The sequence below is a fragment of the Asticcacaulis sp. P4_H10 genome, from assembly GCF_056400965.1.
In genome coordinates this window covers 324386-347746 of the sequence record NZ_JBFUKH010000001.1, presented here as the reverse complement: position 1 = coordinate 347746, position 23361 = coordinate 324386, and the positions used below count along the sequence as shown (strand labels likewise).

26 protein-coding genes, 1 tRNA gene and 1 other RNA gene are annotated in these 23361 nt (G+C 60.4%); 6 read left to right on the top strand and 22 right to left on the bottom strand.

Going from position 1 to position 23361, the window contains the following annotated elements:
- The 7 genes from AC1DON_RS01500 to AC1DON_RS01470 form a co-directional block, all read right to left on the bottom strand.
- A complete protein-coding gene (locus AC1DON_RS01500; protein ID WP_476932960.1) occupies positions 1-453 on the bottom strand; it encodes a division/cell wall cluster transcriptional repressor MraZ in 453 nt (150 codons plus the stop codon).
- 443 nt (positions 454-896) lie between these two features.
- Positions 897-1294, bottom strand: an RNA gene (rnpB, locus tag AC1DON_RS01495) — RNase P RNA component class A.
- A gap of 34 nt (positions 1295-1328) precedes the next feature.
- Positions 1329-1700: a DUF423 domain-containing protein gene (locus AC1DON_RS01490; RefSeq protein WP_476932959.1), complete on the bottom strand. Its 372-nt coding sequence runs from the start codon at positions 1698-1700 to the stop codon at positions 1329-1331.
- A gap of 3 nt (positions 1701-1703) precedes the next feature.
- Entirely contained in the window at positions 1704-2459 is a 756-nt protein-coding gene (locus AC1DON_RS01485; protein ID WP_476932958.1) for a peptidoglycan recognition protein family protein, read from the bottom strand.
- A gap of 116 nt (positions 2460-2575) precedes the next feature.
- Positions 2576-3685: a serine hydrolase domain-containing protein gene (locus tag AC1DON_RS01480; protein WP_476932957.1), complete on the bottom strand. Its 1110-nt coding sequence runs from the start codon at positions 3683-3685 to the stop codon at positions 2576-2578.
- Positions 3686-3765: 80 nt separating this feature from the next.
- On the bottom strand, positions 3766-4020 hold the full coding sequence (locus tag AC1DON_RS01475; protein ID WP_476932956.1) for a hypothetical protein: 255 nt from the start codon (positions 4018-4020) through the stop codon (positions 3766-3768).
- 243 nt (positions 4021-4263) lie between these two features.
- Entirely contained in the window at positions 4264-4953 is a 690-nt protein-coding gene (locus AC1DON_RS01470; RefSeq protein ID WP_476932955.1) for a TerB family tellurite resistance protein, read from the bottom strand.
- Positions 4954-5265: 312 nt separating this feature from the next.
- Between AC1DON_RS01470 and AC1DON_RS01465 the strand changes: the two genes are divergently transcribed.
- Both AC1DON_RS01465 and AC1DON_RS01460 read left to right on the top strand, forming a co-directional pair.
- Positions 5266-6060 (top strand): hypothetical protein, encoded by a 795-nt coding sequence (locus AC1DON_RS01465; RefSeq protein ID WP_476932954.1) that lies wholly within the window; start codon positions 5266-5268, stop codon positions 6058-6060.
- Positions 6061-6287: 227 nt separating this feature from the next.
- Positions 6288-6470 carry a hypothetical protein gene (locus AC1DON_RS01460; protein ID WP_476932953.1) on the top strand — a complete coding sequence of 61 codons (183 nt, stop codon included), beginning with the start codon at positions 6288-6290 and terminating at the stop codon, positions 6468-6470.
- A 5-nt stretch (positions 6471-6475) separates the two neighbouring features.
- Here the strand turns inward: AC1DON_RS01460 and AC1DON_RS01455 are convergent, their stop codons facing one another.
- From AC1DON_RS01455 to AC1DON_RS01405, 11 genes are all read right to left on the bottom strand, one after another.
- Complete coding sequence (locus AC1DON_RS01455; protein WP_476932952.1) at positions 6476-7006, bottom strand: hypothetical protein; 531 nt, start codon at positions 7004-7006, stop codon at positions 6476-6478.
- Between the two features lie 15 nt (positions 7007-7021).
- Positions 7022-9682: a methionine synthase gene (metH, locus tag AC1DON_RS01450; protein WP_476932951.1), complete on the bottom strand. Its 2661-nt coding sequence runs from the start codon at positions 9680-9682 to the stop codon at positions 7022-7024.
- Complete coding sequence (locus AC1DON_RS01445) at positions 9679-10668, bottom strand: D-alanine--D-alanine ligase family protein (protein WP_476932950.1); 990 nt, start codon at positions 10666-10668, stop codon at positions 9679-9681. Before AC1DON_RS01445 ends, metH begins: the two co-directional genes overlap by 4 nt.
- 29 nt (positions 10669-10697) lie before the next feature.
- Complete coding sequence (locus AC1DON_RS01440) at positions 10698-11249, bottom strand: RidA family protein (protein WP_476932949.1); 552 nt, start codon at positions 11247-11249, stop codon at positions 10698-10700.
- Positions 11250-11259: 10 nt separating this feature from the next.
- Positions 11260-12813, bottom strand: a complete 1554-nt coding sequence (locus AC1DON_RS01435; RefSeq protein ID WP_476932948.1) for a flavin monoamine oxidase family protein — start codon at positions 12811-12813, stop codon at positions 11260-11262.
- A 120-nt stretch (positions 12814-12933) separates the two neighbouring features.
- Positions 12934-13632 carry a class I SAM-dependent methyltransferase gene (locus AC1DON_RS01430; RefSeq protein ID WP_476932947.1) on the bottom strand — a complete coding sequence of 233 codons (699 nt, stop codon included), beginning with the start codon at positions 13630-13632 and terminating at the stop codon, positions 12934-12936.
- Positions 13625-14362, bottom strand: a complete 738-nt coding sequence (locus AC1DON_RS01425) for a hypothetical protein (protein WP_476932946.1) — start codon at positions 14360-14362, stop codon at positions 13625-13627. The genes AC1DON_RS01430 and AC1DON_RS01425 overlap by 8 nt, the downstream gene beginning before the upstream one ends.
- A gap of 17 nt (positions 14363-14379) precedes the next feature.
- Complete coding sequence (locus AC1DON_RS01420) at positions 14380-15444, bottom strand: homocysteine S-methyltransferase family protein (RefSeq protein WP_476932945.1); 1065 nt, start codon at positions 15442-15444, stop codon at positions 14380-14382.
- 150 nt (positions 15445-15594) lie between these two features.
- Positions 15595-16452: a subclass B3 metallo-beta-lactamase gene (gene bla, locus AC1DON_RS01415; protein ID WP_476932944.1), complete on the bottom strand. Its 858-nt coding sequence runs from the start codon at positions 16450-16452 to the stop codon at positions 15595-15597.
- Positions 16452-17366, bottom strand: a complete 915-nt coding sequence (gene metF, locus AC1DON_RS01410) for a methylenetetrahydrofolate reductase [NAD(P)H] (protein ID WP_476932943.1) — start codon at positions 17364-17366, stop codon at positions 16452-16454. Before metF ends, bla begins: the two co-directional genes overlap by 1 nt.
- Positions 17367-17374: 8 nt before the next feature.
- Positions 17375-18328: an ArsR/SmtB family transcription factor gene (locus AC1DON_RS01405; protein ID WP_476932942.1), complete on the bottom strand. Its 954-nt coding sequence runs from the start codon at positions 18326-18328 to the stop codon at positions 17375-17377.
- Positions 18329-18445: 117 nt separating this feature from the next.
- On the opposite strand from AC1DON_RS01405, the gene AC1DON_RS01400 reads away from it, so the two are divergent.
- Together AC1DON_RS01400 and AC1DON_RS01395 are read left to right on the top strand one after the other, a co-directional pair.
- The gene (locus AC1DON_RS01400) at positions 18446-18811 is read left to right on the top strand and encodes a DUF983 domain-containing protein (protein ID WP_476932941.1); all 366 of its coding nucleotides are present in this window, start codon (positions 18446-18448) and stop codon (positions 18809-18811) included.
- Between the two features lie 105 nt (positions 18812-18916).
- The gene (locus AC1DON_RS01395) at positions 18917-19099 is read left to right on the top strand and encodes a YegP family protein (protein ID WP_476932940.1); all 183 of its coding nucleotides are present in this window, start codon (positions 18917-18919) and stop codon (positions 19097-19099) included.
- Between the two features lie 81 nt (positions 19100-19180).
- Here AC1DON_RS01395 and AC1DON_RS01390 read toward each other — a convergent pair whose 3' ends face one another.
- Together AC1DON_RS01390 and ppa are read right to left on the bottom strand one after the other, a co-directional pair.
- Positions 19181-19438 carry a hypothetical protein gene (locus AC1DON_RS01390; RefSeq protein ID WP_476932939.1) on the bottom strand — a complete coding sequence of 86 codons (258 nt, stop codon included), beginning with the start codon at positions 19436-19438 and terminating at the stop codon, positions 19181-19183.
- Between the two features lie 446 nt (positions 19439-19884).
- Positions 19885-20421 carry an inorganic diphosphatase gene (gene ppa / locus AC1DON_RS01385; protein ID WP_476932938.1) on the bottom strand — a complete coding sequence of 179 codons (537 nt, stop codon included), beginning with the start codon at positions 20419-20421 and terminating at the stop codon, positions 19885-19887.
- 179 nt (positions 20422-20600) lie between these two features.
- On the opposite strand from ppa, the gene AC1DON_RS01380 reads away from it, so the two are divergent.
- Positions 20601-21395, top strand: a complete 795-nt coding sequence (locus tag AC1DON_RS01380) for a DUF599 domain-containing protein (protein ID WP_476932937.1) — start codon at positions 20601-20603, stop codon at positions 21393-21395.
- Between the two features lie 217 nt (positions 21396-21612).
- Here the strand turns inward: AC1DON_RS01380 and AC1DON_RS01375 are convergent, their stop codons facing one another.
- The gene (locus tag AC1DON_RS01375) at positions 21613-22491 is read right to left on the bottom strand and encodes an N-formylglutamate amidohydrolase (protein WP_476932936.1); all 879 of its coding nucleotides are present in this window, start codon (positions 22489-22491) and stop codon (positions 21613-21615) included.
- 190 nt (positions 22492-22681) lie between these two features.
- On the opposite strand from AC1DON_RS01375, the gene AC1DON_RS01370 reads away from it, so the two are divergent.
- Complete coding sequence (locus AC1DON_RS01370) at positions 22682-23035, top strand: response regulator (RefSeq protein ID WP_476933466.1); 354 nt, start codon at positions 22682-22684, stop codon at positions 23033-23035.
- A 121-nt stretch (positions 23036-23156) separates the two neighbouring features.
- Here AC1DON_RS01370 and AC1DON_RS01365 read toward each other — a convergent pair.
- A tRNA-Val gene (locus tag AC1DON_RS01365) sits at positions 23157-23231 on the bottom strand.
- Positions 23232-23361: the final 130 nt, after the last annotated feature.

Sequence of the window (23361 nt, the reverse complement as noted above, 5' to 3'; positions counted from 1 at the left end):
TCAGGACAGCGCTCCCTTCAGGGCTTCGGTGACCAGGCGGTCCTGTTCTTCAGCATAGGCGGCGTAGGCGCCGGCCTCCCAGATCTGGAAGGAGGTGCCAAGACCGGTCAGCAGGACGTCGCCCTTGAGACCGAAGCGATCACACAGGGTTTCCGGCAGGGTAATGCGGCCAGCCGTGTCGAAGGCAAGGCGGTGCATCGACGCATAAAAGCGGTGCTCCAGGGCCTTGCGGGTCGGGGACAATGGGGGATGAGCTTCGATCACGGCGCGATAAGTGGCAAAAAACGCCGCCCCTCCGCATTCGAGGCACGACGCGTTGATGGCGGCAAAGCAATACAGACCTTCAAACGGCTCAACGCCGTCATACGGCGCCAGGGCGGAGGCACGGAAGTCCTGCGGGACCAACAGTCGCCGCTTGGCATCCAGTTGCTTCTCGTGGCTTGAGAGAAACACCCCACATCCGGATCGTACTGATCCGCTCCCTGCCGAACCTTAGGGCTTGCGTGCGGCCTGTTGCCGAAACGTCCGCCCGATGAATATTGGGTTAACATGGGATTAAATGGGACGCAATGACTCTGGCTGACACTAACGCCGGATTCTGCACTTGGAAATCGTAGCCACACAACTTGCGGACCGGAACATACATAGAACAAAATACCCGACTGTATTCGCGTTATTTGAACAAATCATGCTGAATCAAAGGTAAACGCCGACAACTGAATTAAGGTTCGCACAACCTTTTCGATAGCTGTGGATTATTAAGCGGTACGCGAAAAATGTGTGTGGTTTTGCGCTCAGACGCTCCGCTATCAAAAACGCGGCCTGTAAACGGCATTTGGCGCGGCCAAAACGACATCAGTCGTCAGCTCAGACATTGCGACAGAATGAAATAAAAATGGATCAGACGGCCTGTAAGCCGGGTTCTGTACGACCATTGCCCCTAAGAGCCACGATCGTGACGATCATTCCTCTTGGCCGGCCATTGCTGGACGGCTCACGCAACCTACCCGAACGGTCCCGGGCGGCAATGCCCTGCCGGAATTGCTTCCGGCGCGCCGTTCCTATTTGGTCTTGCTCCTGGCGGGGCTTGCCATGCCGCCTACGTTACCGCAGACGCGGTGCGCTCTTACCGCACCGTTTCACCCTTACCCGGCCGGAGCCGGGCGGTTTATTTTCTGTGGCGCTATCCCTAGGGTCACCCCTGGCGGGCGTTACCCGCCGCCATACTGCCGTGGAGCCCGGACTTTCCTCAAACGAAGGTTAAACCTTCGCCCGCGACCGCCCGGCCATCTGATCCGGCGCCTATGTGCGCGCAAAACTCAGAAAGATCAAGGCTGTGGGCTTACATCCCTGACAGGCAGCAAGGCGACAACCGTCAGGGCGATCCAGCCGATGATGGCCAGTCCGCCACCAATCGGCGCCAGAAGGCCGAAATCGAGCACGCCCGCCGTGCGCAGCCACATCGACAGGCCGAACAATCCGCTGCCCGTCAGCATGAGTGCGACCGGCAAGGCACGCTTCCAGCCGGTGATGAGCGCGGTATTGATCAGGGCCAGCGCGGCGACGGCATGGAACATCATGACCTGGCCGCCGACGGCCAACACGCCGATCTGCGGCGGATGCGATCCCGCCGCCAGCATCAGCATGCCCAGCAGGCCCCACAAGGCCGCGATCGCCAGCAGAATGCGTTGCCCGTCCATATCTCAGACCTCCAAAAGCGTTATGTGACGCAGCAAAGCCATCAACCGCACGCGTGTCGCGGCGTCCGCCCGGCCCTCGATATCCGTGCCGATGGCTTCGGGCAGCCAGTGACGCTGAAAGGCGCGGACAATGGTCAGGGTTTCGTCGTCATAGGGCCCGCCGCCCAGGACATTATAACCGAGCTTGCCCAGCGCCGACTGCAACGAAAAGACGCCCAGGCCCTCGTCACCTGGCCCCAGTGGCGGCCCCATGGCGCCGGCGGGCGGCAAGTCGGGCTCGACCCACAGGCCGTGGCCGTGCTCCGCCAGCGTCTTCCATGGAAAGCGCTCGCCCGGATCTTCCTTGCGCGCAGGCGCGACATCGGAATGCCCCAGAATGCGGCTGTCGGGGATATCCCAGCGCTCGCGGATGCCATCCAGCAGGCCGATAACCGAATCGACCTGCACCGCCGGAAAGTCGCGATAACCGAACTCGTGGCCGGGATTGACGATCTCTATGCCGATCGCGCAGCCATTGATATCGGTCTCACCGCGCCACCAGGAGACGCCGGCGTGCCAGGCGCGCCGCTCTTCCGGGACAAGGCGGTAAACCGAACCGTCCTCGTCGACGACGTAATGCGCCGAAACCTTGGCCTCAGGGTCGCACAGGCGGTCGAGCGCGGCCCTAGCCGTCTCCATGCCTGTATAGTGAAGGACCACCATGTCAGGCGGCCCTTTGCGTTCATTGAAGTTGGGCGAAGGCAGATCGATCAGGGACATGGTCTCATGCCATAACGCAATGCGCGCAAAAGTGTCAGCGGTTTTTCGCGGACCTTTTGCTAAGAATTCAGTCGCCCCTCCCCACATTCCGACGTCGAAATCAGCCGTGCGCAGTCCTATTGCAACTGTCGTAGCAGAAGGGCCGCCGCCGCCTCAGCCGGGCCATCGCCGGTCAGCGCGACTGCGGCAAAGGCCTTGTCGGCCGGCGAATAGACGACCACCGCCTTGACGCCGGGCGCACCGCCGCTATGGCCAAGCCATAGGATCGGTTTATCGCCGGGCTTAACCGGTGGCTGATAGACCATGACGCCGTGGCCATAATACACCGGCTGGCCGAACATCGGATAGGGCGCCGCGAACATGGCCTCAACAGTCTCGAGCTTCAGCAGACGCCCGGACAGCAGCCCCTGCCAGACATCGATCATGGCTTGCGGAGATGCCGCCACGCCACCGGCGGGTCCGGGCACATGCATATCTATGGCTTTTTCACCCGACTGCGACATCAGCGGTTCAATGTCCGCCAGGGAATCGCCAGGCGTGATAACGCGAATGTCCTTCCGCGCCAGCCGGTCGATAACGCCCGCAGTGACGACCTGCGCATAGGGCTTGCCTTCGACGCGTTCGAGGATCGCGCCCAGAAGCGCATAGCCGGAATTGCTGTAGCGCCAGTTTTCCCCGGGACAGAACATGGCGCCATGACGCTTGAGGACCTTCAGTTCTTCGTCGAGGCTGAGCTTGCCCGAAGCTTTGCGAACGACCAGATCCTCATTAGCGCTGAACAGGCCACTGGTGTGGTTGAGCAAATGGCCGACGGTGATGACATCGCCATTGGGCAAGCCCTCTATCCACTTTGACACCGGGTCTTCCAGCCTGAGCTTTCCAGCTTCGACCGCCTGAAGAATGGCAATGGCGGTGAAGGTCTTGCCGGCGCTGGCCCAGAAATAGAGTTTGGCGCTGTCCGCCTGCTGCCACTGGCCGTCCGGCGTGCGAATCGCCGCCGCCAGAGACGCCGCGCGAGTCAGCCCCTTGGCCTGTGTGAACGCTTCGGCCAGCCTGGCCGCCACAGGGGCGGGAATATCGCCCGGCGTCATTTCCGGCAGGGCCAGGGGCACGTGCGCATCTGATCGCGCCGCCCCGGCATAGGGCTTGGCCGCCTGGCAAATGACCGGCTTATAGTCTTCGGCATAGGCCGAAGCCCCGCTTAATAGTCCTAATATGAGGGCCAAGACCACAGCTTTTGACATCAAAAAACCCCGCACAGCGACTGCACGGGGTTATCGACACCGATTCCGGTAAAAAGATGACTTTAGTAGACGCTCCAGGTCGAGCCGGACTTGCGGGCTTCATAGATGCCCTTGCCGTCGTCCTTGGGCTTATCCTGGCCACGCACGAAGACGCGGACGGGCTTGCGGGTCACGAAGGCCGCCAGCGCCATCAACGCCAGGGCAGCTGCGCCAACGACGGCCACCGAGGCCGCGAAGACAACCAGAAGCGCGATCCCGGCAAGCAAGGCCAGACCAAGCGCGGTCATCGAAACGATATGCAAAACGCGCGACACCATGTTCCTCCTGCGAACCTGCCCCCACGGCTGATACGAACGCTTGAATGAAGCAAAGGACGGATTATTGGTCATTACTCTTGAACCTTGAACTGACAGGGCCAGGATACGCGGCGCTTGCTGCTACAAGATTGTCACGAAACCGGTCCGCGTCAACCTCTCCACCATCAAACAGAGCAAATTTTAATTTCTTTATAACCATACGACGTAGCTTTTTCATTGCACTGCAAATCCCCCGCCACGCGATCACATTGTCGTGCTGTCGGCCAGCCTCTCCTTCATGATGGCGTCGTGCGCCAGATTTATACGGGCAGCCTTCTGGGTATAGAGGGTCTCAAAATCCGCCGGCAGCCCGCGCGCGCGGATACGATCGGGGTGGACATCGCTCAGGCGCACGCGGCGGGCCTTGCGCACCTCGTCGTCACTGGCGTGCGGTTCGATTCCCAGGATGATGTAGGGGTCTTCGGCATCGGCCGGCACGTAGCCAGAGCGGATGCTGCGGTAGGTCGTCGATTTCAGCCCGAACAACCGCGAAACCGTTTCAAGGTAGGTCTCTTCCTCATGCGTCAGATAGCCATCGGCCACCGCAATATGGAACAGGCCTTCCAGGACGTCCTCGAGGATTTGCGGGCAGCTTGAATAGCGTTTCGCGAGGCGCTTGGCGTAGGATTCGAAACCGTGGGGGGTCTGTCGCGCCAGTTCATATAGGCGCAATACGTCGCGGCGTGCCGCGTCCTCGGGCTTGAAAACCTGCAGGAAGGCCGTCTGTTCGACGTCCTGGGCCCAGCCATCGGCCATGGCCAGCTTGGCCCCCAGCGCCGTGACCGCCGTGGCGAAAGCCGGATCAGCGCCTGGCGGGCCCTTGGGGCACTCCATACACTCGGCCGCATCGAACCGGCCGACTGCCAGCTGCGCCAGGTTTTTCCAGAACGACATCGCACTCCTTAAGCGATAGTCCGAAAAGTGAGCAGCGGTTTTCGGTTAAATATCGCGACAAACAAATTCCAGCCTAGTCACCCCACTATAGCGCAGGAACGCTTGGCCGCAGACTTAAGTTTTGGTAATCGCCGCGGCAGTTTGGCGCAGCTGATACCATTTCCGCTAAATAAAAACGTCTTCGGGGCGATTTTATGCCCGAATTGCCTTATAATCGTGTTTATGAATTTTTGTTTGTCGCGATATTTCGCCGAAACCGCTCACACTTTCGGCATATCGCTCTGATAATTACCAATTTGCGGAGTTTGCCTGTTGCGGCTGCTGGTCCCCACTCTCTTGCCTCTCGTCGCCTGCGCGCTGGCGCTCAACGTCGCCGCGCCTGCGGAAGCCAAGCCGAAAAAACGCGCCGTTGCCCAAAAGACGGTCAAGGCCAAGCCGAAAGGCCCGACCGCAGAGCAGCTCAAGCCGCTGGTTCTGTTCAACGCCGACGGTAGTCCACGCTCGCCGACCGTCGAAGATGCGCCGGCCGATGATTATCAGCGCGTCGCCTGGTGCCACGGCATCCTGACCGGCAATATGCAGTTGGCCGAGCAGATTTCGTCGATCGAGCCGGTCGATCCACGCATCCAGACCATTGGCCGCTCCTACCTGCGCGCCTACGAAGCTGCGCTCACCCTGTCCGGCCAGGGCAAGACGCCCGACGGTTTCGCCGTCGCCGACAAGGCGCGCCAGCACGGCTACGACGCCTGGGACGGTGCGCGCAAGGCGGAGATCCACAAGGCGGCCTACGCCTACGCCACCTGGCAATTGCCGGGCGATTGCGAACACGCCGCCACGCGGATTTCCGGCCATCCCAATCTGTTTGCCGAGATGGCGACCGACGAAGAAGCCCAGGTCATCGCCGACACACTGAATTCCGGCGGCCCGCGCGGCTATGACGAGCTGCCCCAGCCGAAACTGGCGGCCCAGGTGGCGCCCGAAGACCCGAACGCACCGGTGGCGACCAATACCCTTGCCCGCCGCGCGCTTCAGTCCGTGAGCCTGCCCAAGGTGACAACAGCCGCCCCTACGCAACCTGCGGCTGCCCCCGCGACCGGCTCCCAATAAGGGCTAAAGGTTAACGCCTAACGCAGGCAATTTCTGTCTTTTCGTGCCTGGGCGAGTCCCCCCGACAATTGGCGTGGTTAACACAGCGGTATCCGTTGCCCGCAGGCGATTTACTGCATCGCGGCAAATTAACCGCGCCTTAACCTTAATCGGGTATAAATACACGCATGAGTTAGCGTACCTGTTGAAAACTCAGGTACTTAACCCGGTAGAAGGCCGGTGACATCATGATGAAGACGATCGAAGCTCTTTACGCGTGTGTCAGCCCCTCGTCGGCTGCGCGCATCCTCAATCCGACCCGCTCGGAATATTATCTCAAAGACAATAGCTCTGCCTCCGCAGCGTCAAACAGCGCGGTGAAAGTGACTCTGTCGACAGAGGCGCAAGCCAGTTTGGCAGCGCAAAAATAGCTGGATCAGAAATGATCTGCTGGGTCTTTGTGTTTCTTCGCCCGTAATGGTGACATGACAAGGAACATAAGGCCGCCAAACACGGCCCCGCCAGTCGCGCAGAGCGCAAACCCGAACACCAGGCGGCCGATCTCAAAGTCGCCGGTTCTCAAGCCGGCTGTGACTGTGGGGATGAGGACCATTACGATCCACATTAAAAGTCCCCAGATTCCGCCCCCCAAGGTGAAGCTGTGCTTCATCAAAGCTTGCCCAAAGGGGGATAATGGCTGGCTTGCAGGCCTCCCGTTTACACCGGGGCGTGCGACGCCAAGCCGATCAACCGTGGTCAGACAGGTTTTACAAGTCCAGCCGCCCCAAAGATACTCCTCGAAATCATAGGCTTGGCGCGTTGCTGGCGCCTTGGTGCCGCAGGTTTGGCAGCATACTGGATTTACCGATGGCCCCTGATTCGTCTGCTTTTTTTTCATCATCCAGATGAAGAACACCCATACGCCAATGATAACGAGCACAGGCAGGAGCAACGTCAAAAGAGTCATCAGCGCAGACTTTTCCTAAGGCACGTAGTTGAGTATTGGCGACAGCCAGCGCTCGGCCTCGTCCGTGGTCCAGCCCTTGCGGCGGGCATAGTCCTCGACCTGATCCTTCTCGATCTTGCCAACCCCGAAATAGTGCGCCTTCGGGTGGCCGAAGTAGAGGCCGGAGACCGAGGCCGGCGGCGTCATGGCCAGGCTTTCGGTCAGTTCCATACCCGTGCGCTCGCGCGCATCGAGCAGGTCGAATAGCGTCCACTTCTCGGTATGGTCGGGCTGGGCCGGATAGCCCGGCGCGGGGCGGATACCCTTGTACTGCTCGGCAATCAGGCCGTTGATGTCGAGGTCTTCGTCAGCGGCATAGCCCCACAGTTCGCGCCGGACCTTCTTGTGCAGGGCCTCGGCAAAGGCTTCGGCCAGGCGGTCGGCCAGGGCGGTCGACAGGATGGCGTTGTAGTCATCGCCCGCCGCCTTGAACTTCGCGGCGATCTCCATCTCGCCGTGGCCGGAGGTAACGGCAAAGCCGCCGATCCAGTCGGGCGTGCCTTTCGGCGCCACAAAGTCCGACAGGGCCGTATTGCTCTGGCCCTCGCGCGTCTTCTTCATCTGCTGGCGCAGGCTGTGGAATCTGGCGATGACTTCGCTGCGCGTCTCGTCGGCATAGACCTCGACATCGTCTTCGTCATTGCGGTTGGCCGGCCAGAAGCCGACGACGCCGCGCGCCTCGAACCACTTCTCATCAAGGATGCGCTTGAGCATGGCCTGTGCATCGGCGAACAGGCTGGTGGCGGCCTCGCCGACGATCTCGTCTTCCAGAATCGCCGGGTACTTGCCTGCCAGTTCCCAGGTCGCGAAGAAGGGCGTCCAGTCGATATGGTCGGCCAGGTCCTTGAGATCATAGGGGCTGAAGGTTTTCAGCCCCAGGAAGGACGGCTTGACGGGGGCTTCGGATTCAAAGTCGATCTTGAAGTGGTTCGCGCGGGCTTCGGCGAGGGTCGAACGCGGTTGCGATCCACCCTTGCCGTAGGAGTCGCGCACGCGGACATAGTCGGCCTTGGTATCGGCGACGAAGGTATCGCGCTCGGTCTCGCTGAGCAGGTTCGACACGACACCGACGGCGCGGCTGGCATCGAGGACATAGACGACCTGGTTGTTGTGATAGCCCGGCTCGATCTTGACCGCCGTGTGGGTCTTCGATGTCGTCGCCCCGCCGATCAGCAGCGGGATATCGAAGCCGGTGCGCTGCATCTCACGCGCCACGAAGACCATCTCATCCAGCGATGGCGTGATCAGGCCGCTGAGGCCGATCATATCGACCTTGTGCTCTTTGGCTTCCGCGAGGATGCGATCGCACGACACCATGACGCCGAGGTCGATGACTTCGTAATTGTTACATTGCAGCACGACGCCGACAATGTTCTTGCCGATATCGTGGACGTCGCCCTTGACGGTCGCCATCAGGATCTTGCCGGCCGCCTGATAGGTGCCACCGGCAGCGACGTGCGCCTCCTTTTCGGCTTCCATGTAGGGCATCAGCCAGGCGACAGCCTGCTTCATGACGCGGGCCGACTTGACGACTTGGGGCAGGAACATCTTGCCGGCGCCGAACAGGTCGCCGACGACGTTCATGCCGGCCATCAACGGGCCTTCGATGACGTGCAATGGCCGTGCGGATTGTAACCGGGCTTCTTCGGTATCGGCGTCGATAAATTCGGTAATGCCATGGACCAGGGCGTGCTTCAGGCGGTCGGCGACGCTGCCTTCGCGCCAGGCGAGGTTGGCGACCTGGACCTGGCCTTTTTCACCCTTGTACTTCGGCGCCAGGTCGACCAGGTATTCGGTATTGCTGACATTGTGGCGTTGGGGCCGGTTGAGGATCACATCCTCCACCGCCTGGCGCAGTTCGGCATCGATATCGTCATAGACCGGCAGGTCACCGGCATTGACGATGCCCATGTCCATGCCGGCCTGGATGGCATAGTACAAAAAGACCGAGTGGATGGCGCGCCTGACCGGTTCATTGCCGCGGAACGAGAACGACACATTCGACACCCCGCCCGAGACGCGGGCGTAAGGCAGGGTCTGCTTTATCGCGCGCGTGCCTTCGATGAAGTCGACGGCGTAGTTGTTGTGTTCGTCGATGCCGGTGGCGACCGCAAAGATGTTCGGGTCGAAGATGATGTCTTCGGCCGGGAAGCCGACTTCGTTGACGAGAATGTTGTAGGCGCGCGTACAGATCTCGACCTTGCGCGCGGCGGTATCGGCCTGGCCGACCTCATCGAAGGCCATGACCACGACCGCGGCGCCGTATTTCAGGCACTCACGGGCGTGATGACGGAAGATGTCTTCGCCTTCCTTCATCGAGATCGAGTTGACGATGCACTTGCCCTGGACGCACTTCAGCCCTTCCTCGATCACCTCCCATTTGGAGGAATCGACCATGACCGGCACGCGCGCGATATCGGGTTCGGCCGCCAAAAGGTTCAGGAAGGTCCGCATGGCGAGAGCGCTGTCCAGCAGGCCTTCGTCCATGTTGATGTCAATGATCTGGGCGCCGGCTTCGACCTGCTGGCGCGCGACATTGAGCGCCTCGGTATAGTTGCCTTCGACGATCAGCTTCTTGAACTTCGCCGAACCCGTGACATTGGTGCGTTCGCCGATATTGATAAAGGTAGGGGTCAACGGCTTGCCTTTTTCACGGCCAGATCGATCTGCCCGTTGAGGAAGTCTACGAATTCAATGCCCTGCGCCTTGAGCGACTTGGGGTAAAGCGACGCCTTGGTCAGGCCCGGCAGGGTATTGGTCTCGAGGTAAATGGGACCGTCTTTCGAGATGATGAAGTCAGAGCGCGAATAGCCCCGGCACGACAGGGCACGGTGCGCCTTGATCGCCAGGTCCTGAAGCTTCGCATTGACCTCGGCCGGAAAGCGCGCCGGGCAGATTTCCTGTGTGCCGGCTGCCAGATATTTGGCCTTGTAATCGAAGGCGCCGCCATCCGGCACGATCTCGACAGGCGGCAAAGCGATCAGCGAACCATCGGCCTGTTCCAGCACGCCACAGGTCGCTTCCGCGCCGGTGATGAAAGGCTCGATGACGTATTCCGCCGTCTTCGCCGCCTGGCGCACCGCTTCGATATCCTGGGCCGAATTGACGAAGATCAGGCCGAAAGACGAGCCGTCCTGCGACGGCTTGGCGATCAGCTTGCCATAGTGCGCCAGGGCTTCGTCGGCTTCGGCAAGCGTGACATTGCCGGGCGAATGTACACCGGCGGCGGCCACGAAGGTTTTCGCGCGGACCTTGTCAAACGCCAGGTTGGACGAAGCAGAGCCCGAGCCGGTGAACGGAACGCCGCGCATTTCCGCCAGCACCTGGAACTCGCCGTTTTCGGGCGAGCCGCCGTGCAGACCCAGCACTAGGACGCGGTCTTCTGCGGCGGCGCGATCGAGCGCCTGGGCCAGGGTGCCGATACGCGTGCCGTCCGCCCTGAAGGCGATTTCAAACGGACGGTCGTGAGCCAGTACCGCATCACGCGTCGCTTCATGCACCGTGTCGTCGGCGTCCCAAAACCACAGGTCGGCGTCCGGTAGGGCGGTTGTCAGGGCCTGGGTCGTGGCGACAGCGACAAGGCGTTCACGGCTGTTGCCGCCGAAAAGAATCGTGGTGCGCATGGCAGGTCCCGATGGAGTTCGGGCTTCTTTTATTGCGCCTTCTTGACTGCGACAACCTCGATTTCAACGAGATAGGCCGGATTGACCAGCGCAGCCACCTGAACCGTGGCGCGCGTCGGCTTGTTAGGCTGCTCGGCGGTGCCGAAATACTTCGAATAGGTCTTCATCATGCCGGCAAAATCCATCTTGCCGCCCATGGCCGGATCGCCGACCAGATAGACCTTCATGTTGACGACGTCGCCAAAACTTAAGCCTTCGGCCTTCAGCGCCTCGTCGATCTTTTTCAGCACGGTTTCGGTCTGGGCTTCGGTATTGCCGTACTGATCCGTTGAGCCATTAAGCGGCGACGGAACCATGCCCGAGACATAGACGGTGGAATAGCCCGGCGGCACGGTCACCGTCTGGGCGATCGGGAAGGTGCCAGCATAGGCGCGCGTGACCTCGTCTGCCTGCGGCGCATCGACGGTCAGCCGGACATCGCCGTCGCCCGTACCATCGTAAAGGATACAACCTGACAAAGGCAGGGCAAGGATCGCAGCCGCCCCGGCCACTTTCGCCAGTTTCACAACAGTACGGGACATGGGAGGCTCCTTAGGCTTTGAGGGATTTCTGCCGTTCAGCAATCTGGGTTACGACACGATGCGCGGAACAGAAGGCGCCCTGCTGCCAGGACGAGACGTGACTCATATGGTCGCCGGCAAAATAGACCGGACCGTCGGGCTGTGACAACAGGTCATAGGCGGCGGGATCGCCCTCCGATAGGAAACCCGCCAGGCCTTGAGAATACGGGATGCTGGCCCAGTTGACGATGGTCGGCGATTTCATCTGGCCCGACTGGCCGGGGTGCAGGCGCTCTATGGTCTCACGCGCATAAGCGATCTGTTCGGGCATGGTGCGGCTGGCCATATTGCCGTTGAAGGCATAGCCGGCGACGATGACGCCCTCGGGGGCATGGAAGCGGTTGGATGGATACCACGTCGCAAAAGTATCGCGGTCGGTAAAGCTCAGGCCGCCATAGATATGGTCGTTGGTTTCCCAGAAGCGCGGGCTCTGAAAGGCGATCTTGTAGCCGCCGACGTAAGAGCCCTTGTTCTTATCGATCGCCGCCTTGACGGGCTTGGAGAAATCATTGGCGATGCCTGCCAGCGCAGGCAAGGGAATGGTGCAGATACAGTAATCGGCCGACAAGACATCGGCGCGCGCGGTCACCTTGTCGTAATAGAAGATGTCGACGCCATTCTTTGTCCTGCGGATGCGCTTCACCTCGCAACCCTTGCGGATGACGTTTCCGAGCCGCTGCTCGAATGCCATCGGGATGCGGTCCATGCCGCCGACCGGCTGCTGCATCGTCGCCTGGAAGTCGGCTGCGTCGGCAAAGGTCGCCACGGCCTGCACGAAGGGGTCGCCCACCACCGATAGCGGCAGGGCCGTGCGGAACTTCGGGCCCTGCGCACCCGCGGCCGGATCCTGGTCGTAACCGGCATTGTCACTGCCGCCATAGGTCAGCTTTTCGCTCAGGCGGCCCCACTGCGACAGGCCGGCCATCAGTTTGTCGCGGTCGTCCTTGCTGAAGGCATCGTCCAAGGCGCCCTTGTTCGTCACCTTGGCCAGCAGTTCAGCCATATGGCCGCGATAGTCGAAGATCGCCTGGCGCATTTCGACGGGCGTGCCGCCGTTCAAGCGGTCGGCCTGGATGCGGGCGCGGCCGGACCAGTTGACCTCGGTCTCCATCTCGATGCCGAAGTCGCGGCAGTAGCCGAGCGTCGCCTGATGGTGCGCCGGGATACGCGCAGGACCAGCATTAAAGTAATGACCGTCGTCGAAGCCGCAGACCTGCTGCGTGCCGTCGATATAGTCGATCTGCGTGCCCTTGCGCACCGTCCAGTTACGGCCACCGACGCGGTCGCGCGCTTCCAGGATGGTGCAGTGGTAACCCGCCTTGCCCAGTTCATAGGCTGCCGCCAGACCGGCCGGACCAGCGCCGAGGATTGCCACCTTGATGCCCTTGCCGGAACCGGGCGCCAGCTGCGGCGTGCCCGCCCAGGCCTCCGCCCCGGTAAAGCCGAGCGCATGCAGGGCCGCGTAACCGCCGGCAAAACCGGCGACAGCAGTGAAACGTGTGAGGATGTCGCGGCGCGTCGTCATGTTTCAAGGCCCCCGGAGCCCGAAAGTTGCGGATGTTACCGGACGCTAACCATGTTTTCTGAACTTTGCCAGCCCGGTCTCAGCCGAAACTAGTCATAATACTGACACGTTGCGTCAGCATCACGCATAGGCGACCCAGCCGCGCCAGACGAGGCCGGCAAAGATCAACTCGACACCCGTAAATCCGGCTTCTTTCAGCAGGGCTTCATCGCGCGCCGGACCGACGCTGTGCAACATCCCTTTGACGTGGGTGCGGGCGCGAGCCACCATTTCGGGGTCTGTGCCACTGTCTTCGGAATATTTGGCGTAGCGTTCGAATTGCAGATCGGCATCCGGCGCCGTCTTGTCGATGGCCATGTGCGCTATGACGAAGGGCGCGCCGGGCTTCAGCCGCGCCCGCATGGCTTTGAGCGTTTCAAGCTTGGCGCCATCGTCCGGCACGAAGTGCAGGGTCAGCAGGCAGGTGCCGCCGTCGAACGGACCCTGCGGCGCATTGAAGATCAGGCCCTCTAGCCAATCGACACGGCTGGCCGCCTCGCCCAGGGTCAGCTTGGCGGCATCGAGCATCTCGGCCGACGGATCGACGCCGCTGAAGGTCCAGCCGGGCTCGGCGGTCGCCATGGTCAGGATTTCCAGCCCACCGCCAGCACCGAGTACGAGGACCTTGCCGTCCTTTGGCATGCGTTCGCGCAGCAACTGAACAAGGATGCGGTGCAGGCCGTCGAAGCCCGGCACGAAGCGCCGCGGGCCTTCAGCATATCTGGCGGCGTGCTCGGCGTTCTTGAAGATATCGGCGAGATTGTCGATCGTATCAGTCATCGGCCTTGCATCCCTGCCAGTGTGTCATCAAAAGCGCCTGCCATGCGGCCGCGCCGCCGTCATCGACAGAGTCGAGGACGAGGTGATAGTCGGTATAACCGGGATGATTGGGCTGGGCCCATTTCGCCTCCAGGACGTGGCCGTCGCGCGCGTCAAGCCACAGCGGGCCCGAGACCGCGCCGGTGACGTCGAACCTGTAGGCCGCCCTGCCCTTCCAGGTCACGCTTTCGGCGTAATGCGCCGTGGCTGGCCCTTGCCAGCGCAGAAAGGTTTCCACGCCGTCTTCCGGCCAGACAACGGCGACACCGAAGGCAAAGTCAGCCTTGTAATCGCGACGCGCCGGCAGGAGCGCTGTCAGATCCGCCAGGTCGAAGTCGTAGAGCATCCACGGACCGTCCGGCACAGCCAGCACTTCCGTGTGGTCGCCGATTTCGACATGCAGACCACCGTCCTTCAGGGTCAGCGTCCCAAACGCGTCCTGTCCGCCCTGACGATTGAGTTTGCCGGCCACCAAGCGCAGCGGTTGCTGAGCTTTCAGGTCGAGATCGGCCGTCACCAGCGCAGAGGTCGTGCATGGCTCGACGGCCTTGTTGACCGCGACATGGGTGGCCGTGGCACGATAGACGTGGACCTTTTCCAGCTCGGAGCCATCGCTGTTGCTGCGGCTATAGCTGAGGATGCGGCCGACCGGCGGCTGATGGGCACATCCCGCCAGCAGTGTTGCCGCCAACAGGATCGCCGCCCGCGTCATGCCAGTTCGAACGGCTCAAGGCCCGCCAGGCGCAGCGCCTTCGGACGATCGGGGATCTGACGCGGCGTGACGCCGCGCACCTCATCGGCCACGTGCTTGATGTGGTCTGGCGTGGTCCCGCAGCAGCCGCCGAGGATATTGACGATGCCGTCCTTGGCCCATTCGTGCAGTTCATGGGCAGTTTCGTGCGGCTGTTCGTCGTACTGCCCCATGGCGTTGGGCAGTCCGGCATTCGGATAAGCCGCCACCAGACAATCGGCGACGCGTGACAGCTCGGCCACGTGCGGCCGCATCAGGTCGGCGCCCAGCGCGCAGTTGAAGCCGATGGCGAACGGCTTGGCGTGCTTGACCGAATTCCAGAAGGCCTCGGCGGTCTGGCCGCTCAAAGTCCGGCCGGAACGGTCGGTGATGGTGCCCGAAATCCAGATCGGCAGTTGCTCCAGCCCCTCGTCTTCCAGGTCCATTATCGCCTTGATCGCCGCCTTGCAGTTCAGCGTGTCGGTGATGGTCTCGATCAGGTAGAGATCGACACCGCCCTCGTTGAGCGCCTGGATCTGCTCGCGATAGGCCTGATAGACCTGGTCGAAGGTAACCAGGCGCGCGCCCGGATCGTTCACGTCCGACGACATGGAAAGCATCTTGTTGAGCGGGCCGATGGATCCGGCGACAAAGCGCGGCTTTTCCGGTTCCTTCGCCGTCCATTCATCGGCGCTCTTGCGGGCGATCCTGGCGCCTTCAAAATTGATGTCGATGACCGCCTTCAGATCGAGATGATAGTCGTCCTGGGCAATCGTCGTCGCCGAAAAGGTATTGGTTTCGGAGATATCGGCGCCGGCGGCAAAGTACTGATCGTGCAGATCGGCGATGATGTCCGGCCGCGTCAGGCACAGGATATCGTTATTGCCCTTGAGCTGGCCTTTGTGATGCTTGAAGCGCTCGGCGCGAAAGTCGTCCTCATCCAGCCCTCGGCGCTGGATCATCACGCCCCACGACCCGTCAAGCATCAGGATGCGCTCTTTTGCGGCGGCTTTCAGGGCTTCAATGCGTTGGCTTCGGTTCATGTCGTATCTTTCTAAAGCCCCTCAGGCTCGCCGCCCGGCGCCCACCCACTCCCCAAAAACAGGGAGAGGGAAAGGCGAGAGGATATTGCTCTTAAAATCCCCTCTCCCCGTTTACGGGGAGAGGGTTAGGGTGAGGGGCGTCCCCTCGAATTACTTGTGTGCCTGTTGACGCTTGAGTTCCGCGTCAAAGGCTTTTTCCTGCTCTGCGACGAGCTTCGGCAAGGCAGTACGGTCGACATAGGCATCGGCCTTGCCCGCCTTCTGCGCCTCCCGCTTCTTCGCCATCTCGACTTGGAAGGGATGGTTGCTCAGCGGTATATCGGGCTTGAGGCTTTTAAACGTGGCGAAGCTTCTGCGATAGTCCGCCACTATATCGGGATGCGCCTTATTGCCGACAAGAGCATTGCCCGCGACGGAAGCGCTGCAATAGAAAAGCACGCTATAGCGGACGCCACTTTCCTTAACATCGGTCGTCCAGGTCGTGCACCCCCTGGTGTGGCCGGGCGTCAGGTGCGCGGTCATAGTGGCGCCACCGATGGTTACAGTCTCAAGGTCGCCGATCACCCGATTGACCTTGATCGCCGGAAACTTCGCCGGACCGTTGTCATTGTCGCCGTCATGGGCGCCGCTTTCCAGCGCCTTTCGGTCCCCGGCGCTGGCAACAAAGGCCGCGCCTGAGTCGGCCTTCAACTTCGCCACGCCGCCGACATGATCAAAGTGGGCATGCGTTTCGACGATGTATTTGACGTCGCTGAGCTTGAAACCGAGCGACTTGATATTGGCCTCGACGACTGCGGCACCTTTTTCCGTCGCTCCGTCCAGAAGGATATGACCGGCCGGAGACGTAATCAGATAGACCCCAATGCCTTCCGTGCCAACGGAATAGACATTTCCGGCGATGTGGAACGGTTCAGACGGCGCGTCCCATTCCGGATTGTGGGCCATGGCTATGCCCGGCATGGCAATGCCCGGCAGCGCCATTAGCGCCAATGCCAACAATACCTTCACTATGCCGCTTCCTTCACGCCCAGAATCCGGCAGATGGCATAGACCAGATCGGCGCGGTTGAGCGTATAGAAGTGGAAATCGCGCACCCCTTCCCGCTCCAGTTCCAGGCACAGTTCTACCGCCACGGCCGACGCCAGCAACTTGCGTGTATCGACGTCGTCATCAAGTCCTTCGAACAGACCTTCAAGCCAGGCAGGGATATTGGCTTCACAGGCCGCTGCCATGCGCCGCAATCCTTTGAAATTGGTCACCGGCATGATACCGGGCGTCAAGTCGATCTTTATGCCAGCATCGGCTACGGCGTCGCGATAGCGCAAATAGGTTTCGGCCTCGAAGAAGAACTGGCTGATACCGCGCGTCGCGCCGGCATCGACCTTCTGGCGCAGGACATCGAGGTCGAAGGCCAGGCTCGGCGACTGCGGATGCTTTTCTGGATAGACGCCTACGCTGACTTCGAAATCGCCGACGCGGCGGATGGCTGCGGTCAGTTCGGTGGCGTTCTGATAGCCGTCGGCGCGCGGGATATAGTCGCCAAAGCCCGTCGGCGGATCGCCGCGCAGGGCCACGATATGGCGCACGCCGGCATCCCAATAGGCCTGAATGACTTCATCGACGTCAGCGCGCGAAGCATCGACGCAAGTCAGATGCGCGGCCGGGCTTAAGCGCGTCTCGTCCAGCATGCGCTTGACCGTGCGGTGCGTGCGTTCACGCGTCGAACCACCAGCGCCATAGGTCACCGACACGAAGGTCGGTTCGAGCGGCGCCAGACGAGCGATCGACGTCCACAGGGTCTGCTCCATTTCCTCGGTCTTGGGCGGAAAGAATTCGAAGGAGGCGCGCACACGTCCGCCTTCGGACAGCGAACGAGCAATAGGCGCCAGGTGGAGGGAGTCGCGGTTCAGAACGGGGCTCATAAGTCGTCTCAGCTTTTCTTGGCAAGCCAGATTTTAACGGTCAGTCCGCCGGATTTCTGCGGCGGCAGGTCGAGTATGGTGCTTGGCGTCAGCCCGGCGGTGCGGAACCACTCCGCCATGTCTTCATCCAGCATACCAAGGCGGCGGTGCTGGTACTGTTCGCGCATGATTTCGACGCCGTGGTGAGCAAAATCCGCAATCAGCAAACGCCCGCCTCCGGCCAGCAGACGCCCGGCCTCGGCAATGGCGCGGCCGGGATCGCTGAGGAAGTGCAGGACCTGATGGATGACGACCAGGTCAGCCGCCCCCCCGTTCAGGCGTGTGTCGTAGATATCGCCGTGGCGGAAATCCGCGTGACTCAGGCCGGCGCCGAAAGCCTTGGCGCGGGCGATATTGAGCATGTGCTGCGACTGGTCGACACCAATAGCGGTCTCGGCACGTCCGGCCAATAATTCCAGCATGCGACCGGAACCGGTGCCCAGATCGATCAGGTGGCGGACCGGCTGGTCGCCCAGTACTTTGAGAACTGCCGCTTCGACATCGGTTTCGGAGACATAGTGACTGCGAATCTCGTCCCACTTGGGCGCGATGGTCTCGAAATAACCTTCGGCCGACTGGCGGCGCGTGACGCGGATCGCCTCGAGTTGCTGCAGATCTTCCGGATAGGCGTCACCAGACAGACGAAGGATTGACTCGAGCAATGGCCGTATGGACGGCGCATGCGACAGTCGGTAAAATACCCAGGCGCCGTCGGGAAATCGCTCGATCAGCCCGGCTTCGGTCATCAGCTTGAGGTGGCGGGATACGCGCGGCTGGCTTTGGTCAAGGATGGAGACCAGCTCCATCACCGACAGCTCCTCGCGCGCCAGCAGCCGCAACAGGCGCAGGCGGGTTGGCTCACCTGCGGCGCGCAGGGCGTCGAGGAGCGAATCGAACTGGAGCTGAGCGGATTGCCTTTCCATATAACCATATAAAGATATCTTTATATGGTTGGCAAGGCTTTTTGCTGCGGCAGCGGGACGCATGGAAATTGTCGCGCGATGCGCTATATTGCACGTATGTCCAAGCAAGGAAATATCATGGCACGCGATGGCGTAACACTCGGCACCGCCCTGCTCCGGGGCCTGCAACGCAAGTGCCCATGCTGCGGCCAGGGCAAGGCGTTTCGCGGCTATCTGAAGGTTGCCGAAGAATGCAGCCATTGCCGAACGCCGCTCGGCATCTATCCGTGCGACGACGGCCCGGCCTACCTAACCATGCTGCTGATCGGCCACGTTGTCATCGGCCCCGCCTTCATGTTCCACATCTTCTATACCTATCCGGTCGAGATCATCGTGCCGTCGATGCTGGCGGCCATGCTGGCCCTGACGCTTGCCACACTGCCGGTCGTCAAGGGCTTCTACCTGAACCTGATGTGGTATCTGGGGCTGAAGCGCGCGCGATAACGGCATCCCGAAGCATCCCCCTGTGAAGTCGATCCTCCGTAAGTGTATTGACAGACTCAAGGTCTTGGCGTGACATCCGCACTCCCTTAAACGCGGAGGCCAGTCATGGCACACAGGTTCGAAATTCGTAAAAACAAGGCGGGCGAGTTCGTCGCTTACTTCATGTACAATAGTGAAGCGATCTTCTGGACCGAGGGCTACAGCTCCAAGGCCTCTGCCAAAAACGCGATCGAGTCGGTCAAGAAGAACGGGCCGGAAGCCCCTACCGAAGACAAGAGCGACGCCTGATTGGGCAGCCAACCGCAGTCTGAAACAGCAAAGGCGGCCCGACGGCCGCCTTTTTTCATTTAAGCCCGTCAGGCCGGAAAGTCAGCTAACGCGGACAGCATCGCGGATGATGGCGATGGAGCCGACAGATTCCTCTGTGCATTCCATCGACAGGCGATCGATTTCTTCCTGCGCGAATTTGCGCATCAGCGTTGCAGCCTGCGGCGACATAGCCATCAGGGTACGGGTAGAGGCGCGCGCCAGCGCCAACGCGGCATCCGCGTCGACAAGATTGGCGGTATCCTTAGCAACCGCCAAAGCATAAAGACGCGACGCCACATTCGGGGAGGAATTAGGCATCATTTTCTTTCTAGCCATGTAAGATGAATACGAACTCTCTCTCATAGGCTTCGGATCTAGCTGGAAACACACACAAGATTTTCGAAGCGCTTTACTCAACAAGTACGCGATACTTGCCGCCTATATAGGGAAAAAGTGTCAAACAATCCAGAGTTACACTCTTACCGCACTTGGAATGCGAATTTTTGCATACCTTTGTAAATAATGACATTTCCGTGAACAATGCAAAATTGTCCTACATTTTCCGGTTATTTAAGGAAAAAATCCACCGGGAGCGCTATCATAATCAATAATATTACACGGAAAGCAAAATTATCCGCGCGAGATAACCATCGTTATGCGAAATGCCCGCTGCCGGTTATCAGAGGCTCAGATATGATACGCATAAAATGAAAAACCCCGGAGTTGCAAGAACTCCGGGGCCTAAATGTTTGCTTTATCGGCGTTTAGCCAACCTTCTGTGCCAGGCGTTCCTGGCCTTCGCGGATCAGCTGCGCGGCGGCTTCAGGCTCGACCCAACCGATGACGTTGGTGCTCTTGCCTTTTTCCAGGTCTTTGTAGTGCGCGAAGAAGTGCGTCACCTGCTCGATGAAAATCGACGGCATCTGACGATAGCTGGCAACATTGGTATAGAAGGGGTGCAGTTTGTCGACCGGCACCGCCAGGATCTTTTCGTCACGGCCGGCTTCGTCTTCCATAACCAGCGCGCCGATCGGACGGACGCGAATGACAACGCCCGGATAGACCGGGGTCGGGCCGACCACCATGACGTCGCAGGGATCGCCGTCGTCAGCCAGGGTATGCGGAATGAAACCGTAGTTTCCGGGGTAGAACATCGAGGTGTACAGGAAGCGGTCGACGAACAGCGCGCCGGAATCCTTGTCCATCTCGTACTTCACCGGCATACCGCCCTGCGGAATTTCAATGACGGCGTGGACGTCCCAGGGAGCGTTGGGGCCAACGGAAATTTTGTCTATATTCATGGAAGGTCTTGAAAGGTCTGAAAGAAGGGTCGTTGTTACGGACGGTCTTGGCGACTTAATAGGCGCTAGGCCTATTTCGCACAAGCGAAGAAAGCGCATTTATCGCGTCTTAACCAAACATTCTTGCGTTGGGCGATAAAAATACCCAGCCCCAACCGCCCAAAGTTCGCGATACGCCCATGGAACCTCTGACAGCCCTTATTCTCGCCGCAAGGCACAGTCCGATCGACGCCCTGGCGATCGCCATCTTCGTCTTCTGCTGGCTGGGCTATGAGCCCTTCCTGCAAATAATTTCCAAGAAATCCGGCCTGATCACCAAGGATCTGAGCGTCGTCCGCCGCGCCTGGATGCAGGAGATGACGATCCGGGAGATCAAGCTGTACGACTCGAACCTAATGGCGCACGCGGTCAATTCGGCGACCAACTTCTCTTCGGCCAACCTGCTGTTGATCGCGGCACTCGGCGGTGTCCTCTTCTCGAGCAAATTACCGCTAAAGTCGATCGAGGCCCTGGGTTTCGACGTGTCGTCGCCGGTCCTGTTCCAACTGAAGCTGGCCCTGATCGTCATCTGCCTGGTCAGGGGTCTGCTCAATTTCATCTGGGCAATCCGCCAGATGAACTATTGCGCCGCCGCCATGGGTTCGATCCCGGAATATATGGACAAGACCGTCGCCGCCCGCTTCACCGAGGCCATGGGCAATATTATCGAGCCGGCCATGTCCAACTTTTCGCAAGGGGTGCGCGGTTATTATTTCTCGATCGCCGCTGCCGCATGGCTGTTCGGCCCGGGCTATCTTATCGTCGCCAGTGTCGGCGCCATCGCGCTCCTGGGCTGGCGCCAGTCCCGCTCACAGGCCGCGCGCGGCCTGAGGCAGTTGCGCGAACTGCTCGAAGAGCACCCCTACCCGACGCCGACCCGCCCGCTTTATTCCGCAGATGCTCAAAAGACCGAAAAAAATGGTGCGGCGCAATAGTGGCTTTTTGTTGCGGCGATAGTCACATCACGACAAAGTCGTAACAGTTCAACGGCATTGTAACGATACGTGATCTTGGGATTAAACTTTTTTGGTTGCTTTATTTTGCACCGCAAACTACATTCTACGTGTTCGATGTTTTTACGTCGATGCCCTTCCTGGGCGTTTCCTCCCTGTAAACTTTTAGCCGCGCTGTTTAGCGCGGCTTTTTTTTGCCTTAAGCGGCCGTGCCCACCAGCGCAGTGGTCAGGCGGGCAAACGTGTCACGTAGCTTGCCAAGACCAGAATGGGCTTCCAGTGTCGTTTCGTTCATATAGATGGCGCGATTGATCTCGATCTGCACGGCATCGATGCCTTCGGACGGACGGCCATATTTCTCGACGATATAACCGCCGGCGAAGGGGCGATTCAGCCCGACGCGCAGACCTTCCTTTTCCAGCGCTCGTCGGACCTGGTTGACAAAGCCTTCGCCGCTGCTTTCACCGTGCAGTGTCCCCAGCACGATATCCGGCCGCGCGCCGCTCACCGACGGATGCAGCAACGCGCTCGACGGCATGGAATGCCAGTCGATCAGCCGCACCCGGTTTCCACGCCTCGCCTCACGCAGCAGGCCGTGCAGGGCAACATGATATGGCCGGTGGACAAGTTCGATGCGGCGGCTGACCTCAGCCATGTCGAGCGGCTGGCGATAGATGTCGAGATCGGCGCTGAGCCGGCGCGCTATGACACCAAAACCGGCCTTGACACGTGCGCTTAAGGACAGCGCCGCCTTGGGCAACTCACCCCGGATCAGGCGCGCATCCAGTTCCAGCGGGTTGCGGTTAACGTCACAGAAGGCGCGGGCATAGCGGCCGATCAGGCCATAGACACCCAGCTCGGGCGTCAATCCGACCATATCGTCGACCCAGGCGTCCTCGCTCAGGCGCAAAGCGGTGCCCGATAACCGCGCCTCGGCGACGAAACTGTCGGGGTAGTAGCGGCCCGAATGCGGCAGGCTGTAGACTAGGCTGGTCCCCTGCCCCGCCGGCCGCACGACGTCGAGCCCCATTTCGGGCGTATGCAGGACGTGCCAGGGGACAGGTGAAGTTTGGTCCATAGTTTCCAATAGGTGTCCCGCTCGGCCGGTTTCAGGCGCCGGTGAAAGGGCTAACAGATTTTAGCCATTTTGTAGGACATTCCTGCCACGTATTCACCCCTAATTTACCTCAACCCGCAAAGATCGTGCGACATTGCTTTACAGCCGCGCACCCGCGGCTCATGGTTAGGAACCGCTTTGAATGAGTGACATGAAAAAGATCCTGCTCGCAGAAGACGAAGATTCGGTCCGCAGCTTCCTGTCGCGCGCCCTGCAGCGCGCCGGCTACGAAGTCGTGTCCTGCCCGGATGGCGACACGGCTATCCTGGAACTCGACAACGGCCCCTACGATCTGCTGCTGACGGACATCGTCATGCCCGGCGCCGACGGCATCGAAGTCGCCAAGCGCGCCGCCGAACGCCAGCCCGACCTCAAGATAATGTTCATTACCGGCTTCGCCGCCGTCGCCCTCAACGCGCAAAAGGCTTCGCCGAACGCCAAGGTCCTCGAAAAACCCGTTCACCTGCGTGAGATCGTCACCGAGGTCGAACGCCTGATCGCATAACCCGCTTTGTGCCAAAATTCTAAAAGCGCCGGATCCCCAGGGTTCGGTGTTTTTTATTGCCGCACGCGCAGTCAGAAACGCAAAAAGCCCGGCTTAGCGCCGGGCTTTTGTTTCGATGGAATGGTGGGCGCTACAGGGATTGAACCTGTGACCCCTACCATGTCAAGGTAGTGCTCTCCCGCTGAGCTAAGCGCCCATTCCATCGGAAGGAGCCGGTGTATAGCCAAGCGTTCGGAGCTTAGCAAGCGCTCAAATAGATTTTTTTTGGCCGTCTTGAACTTGCCTTTGAATGATGCGACACGTGTCGCATCAATGAGCGGGAGGCT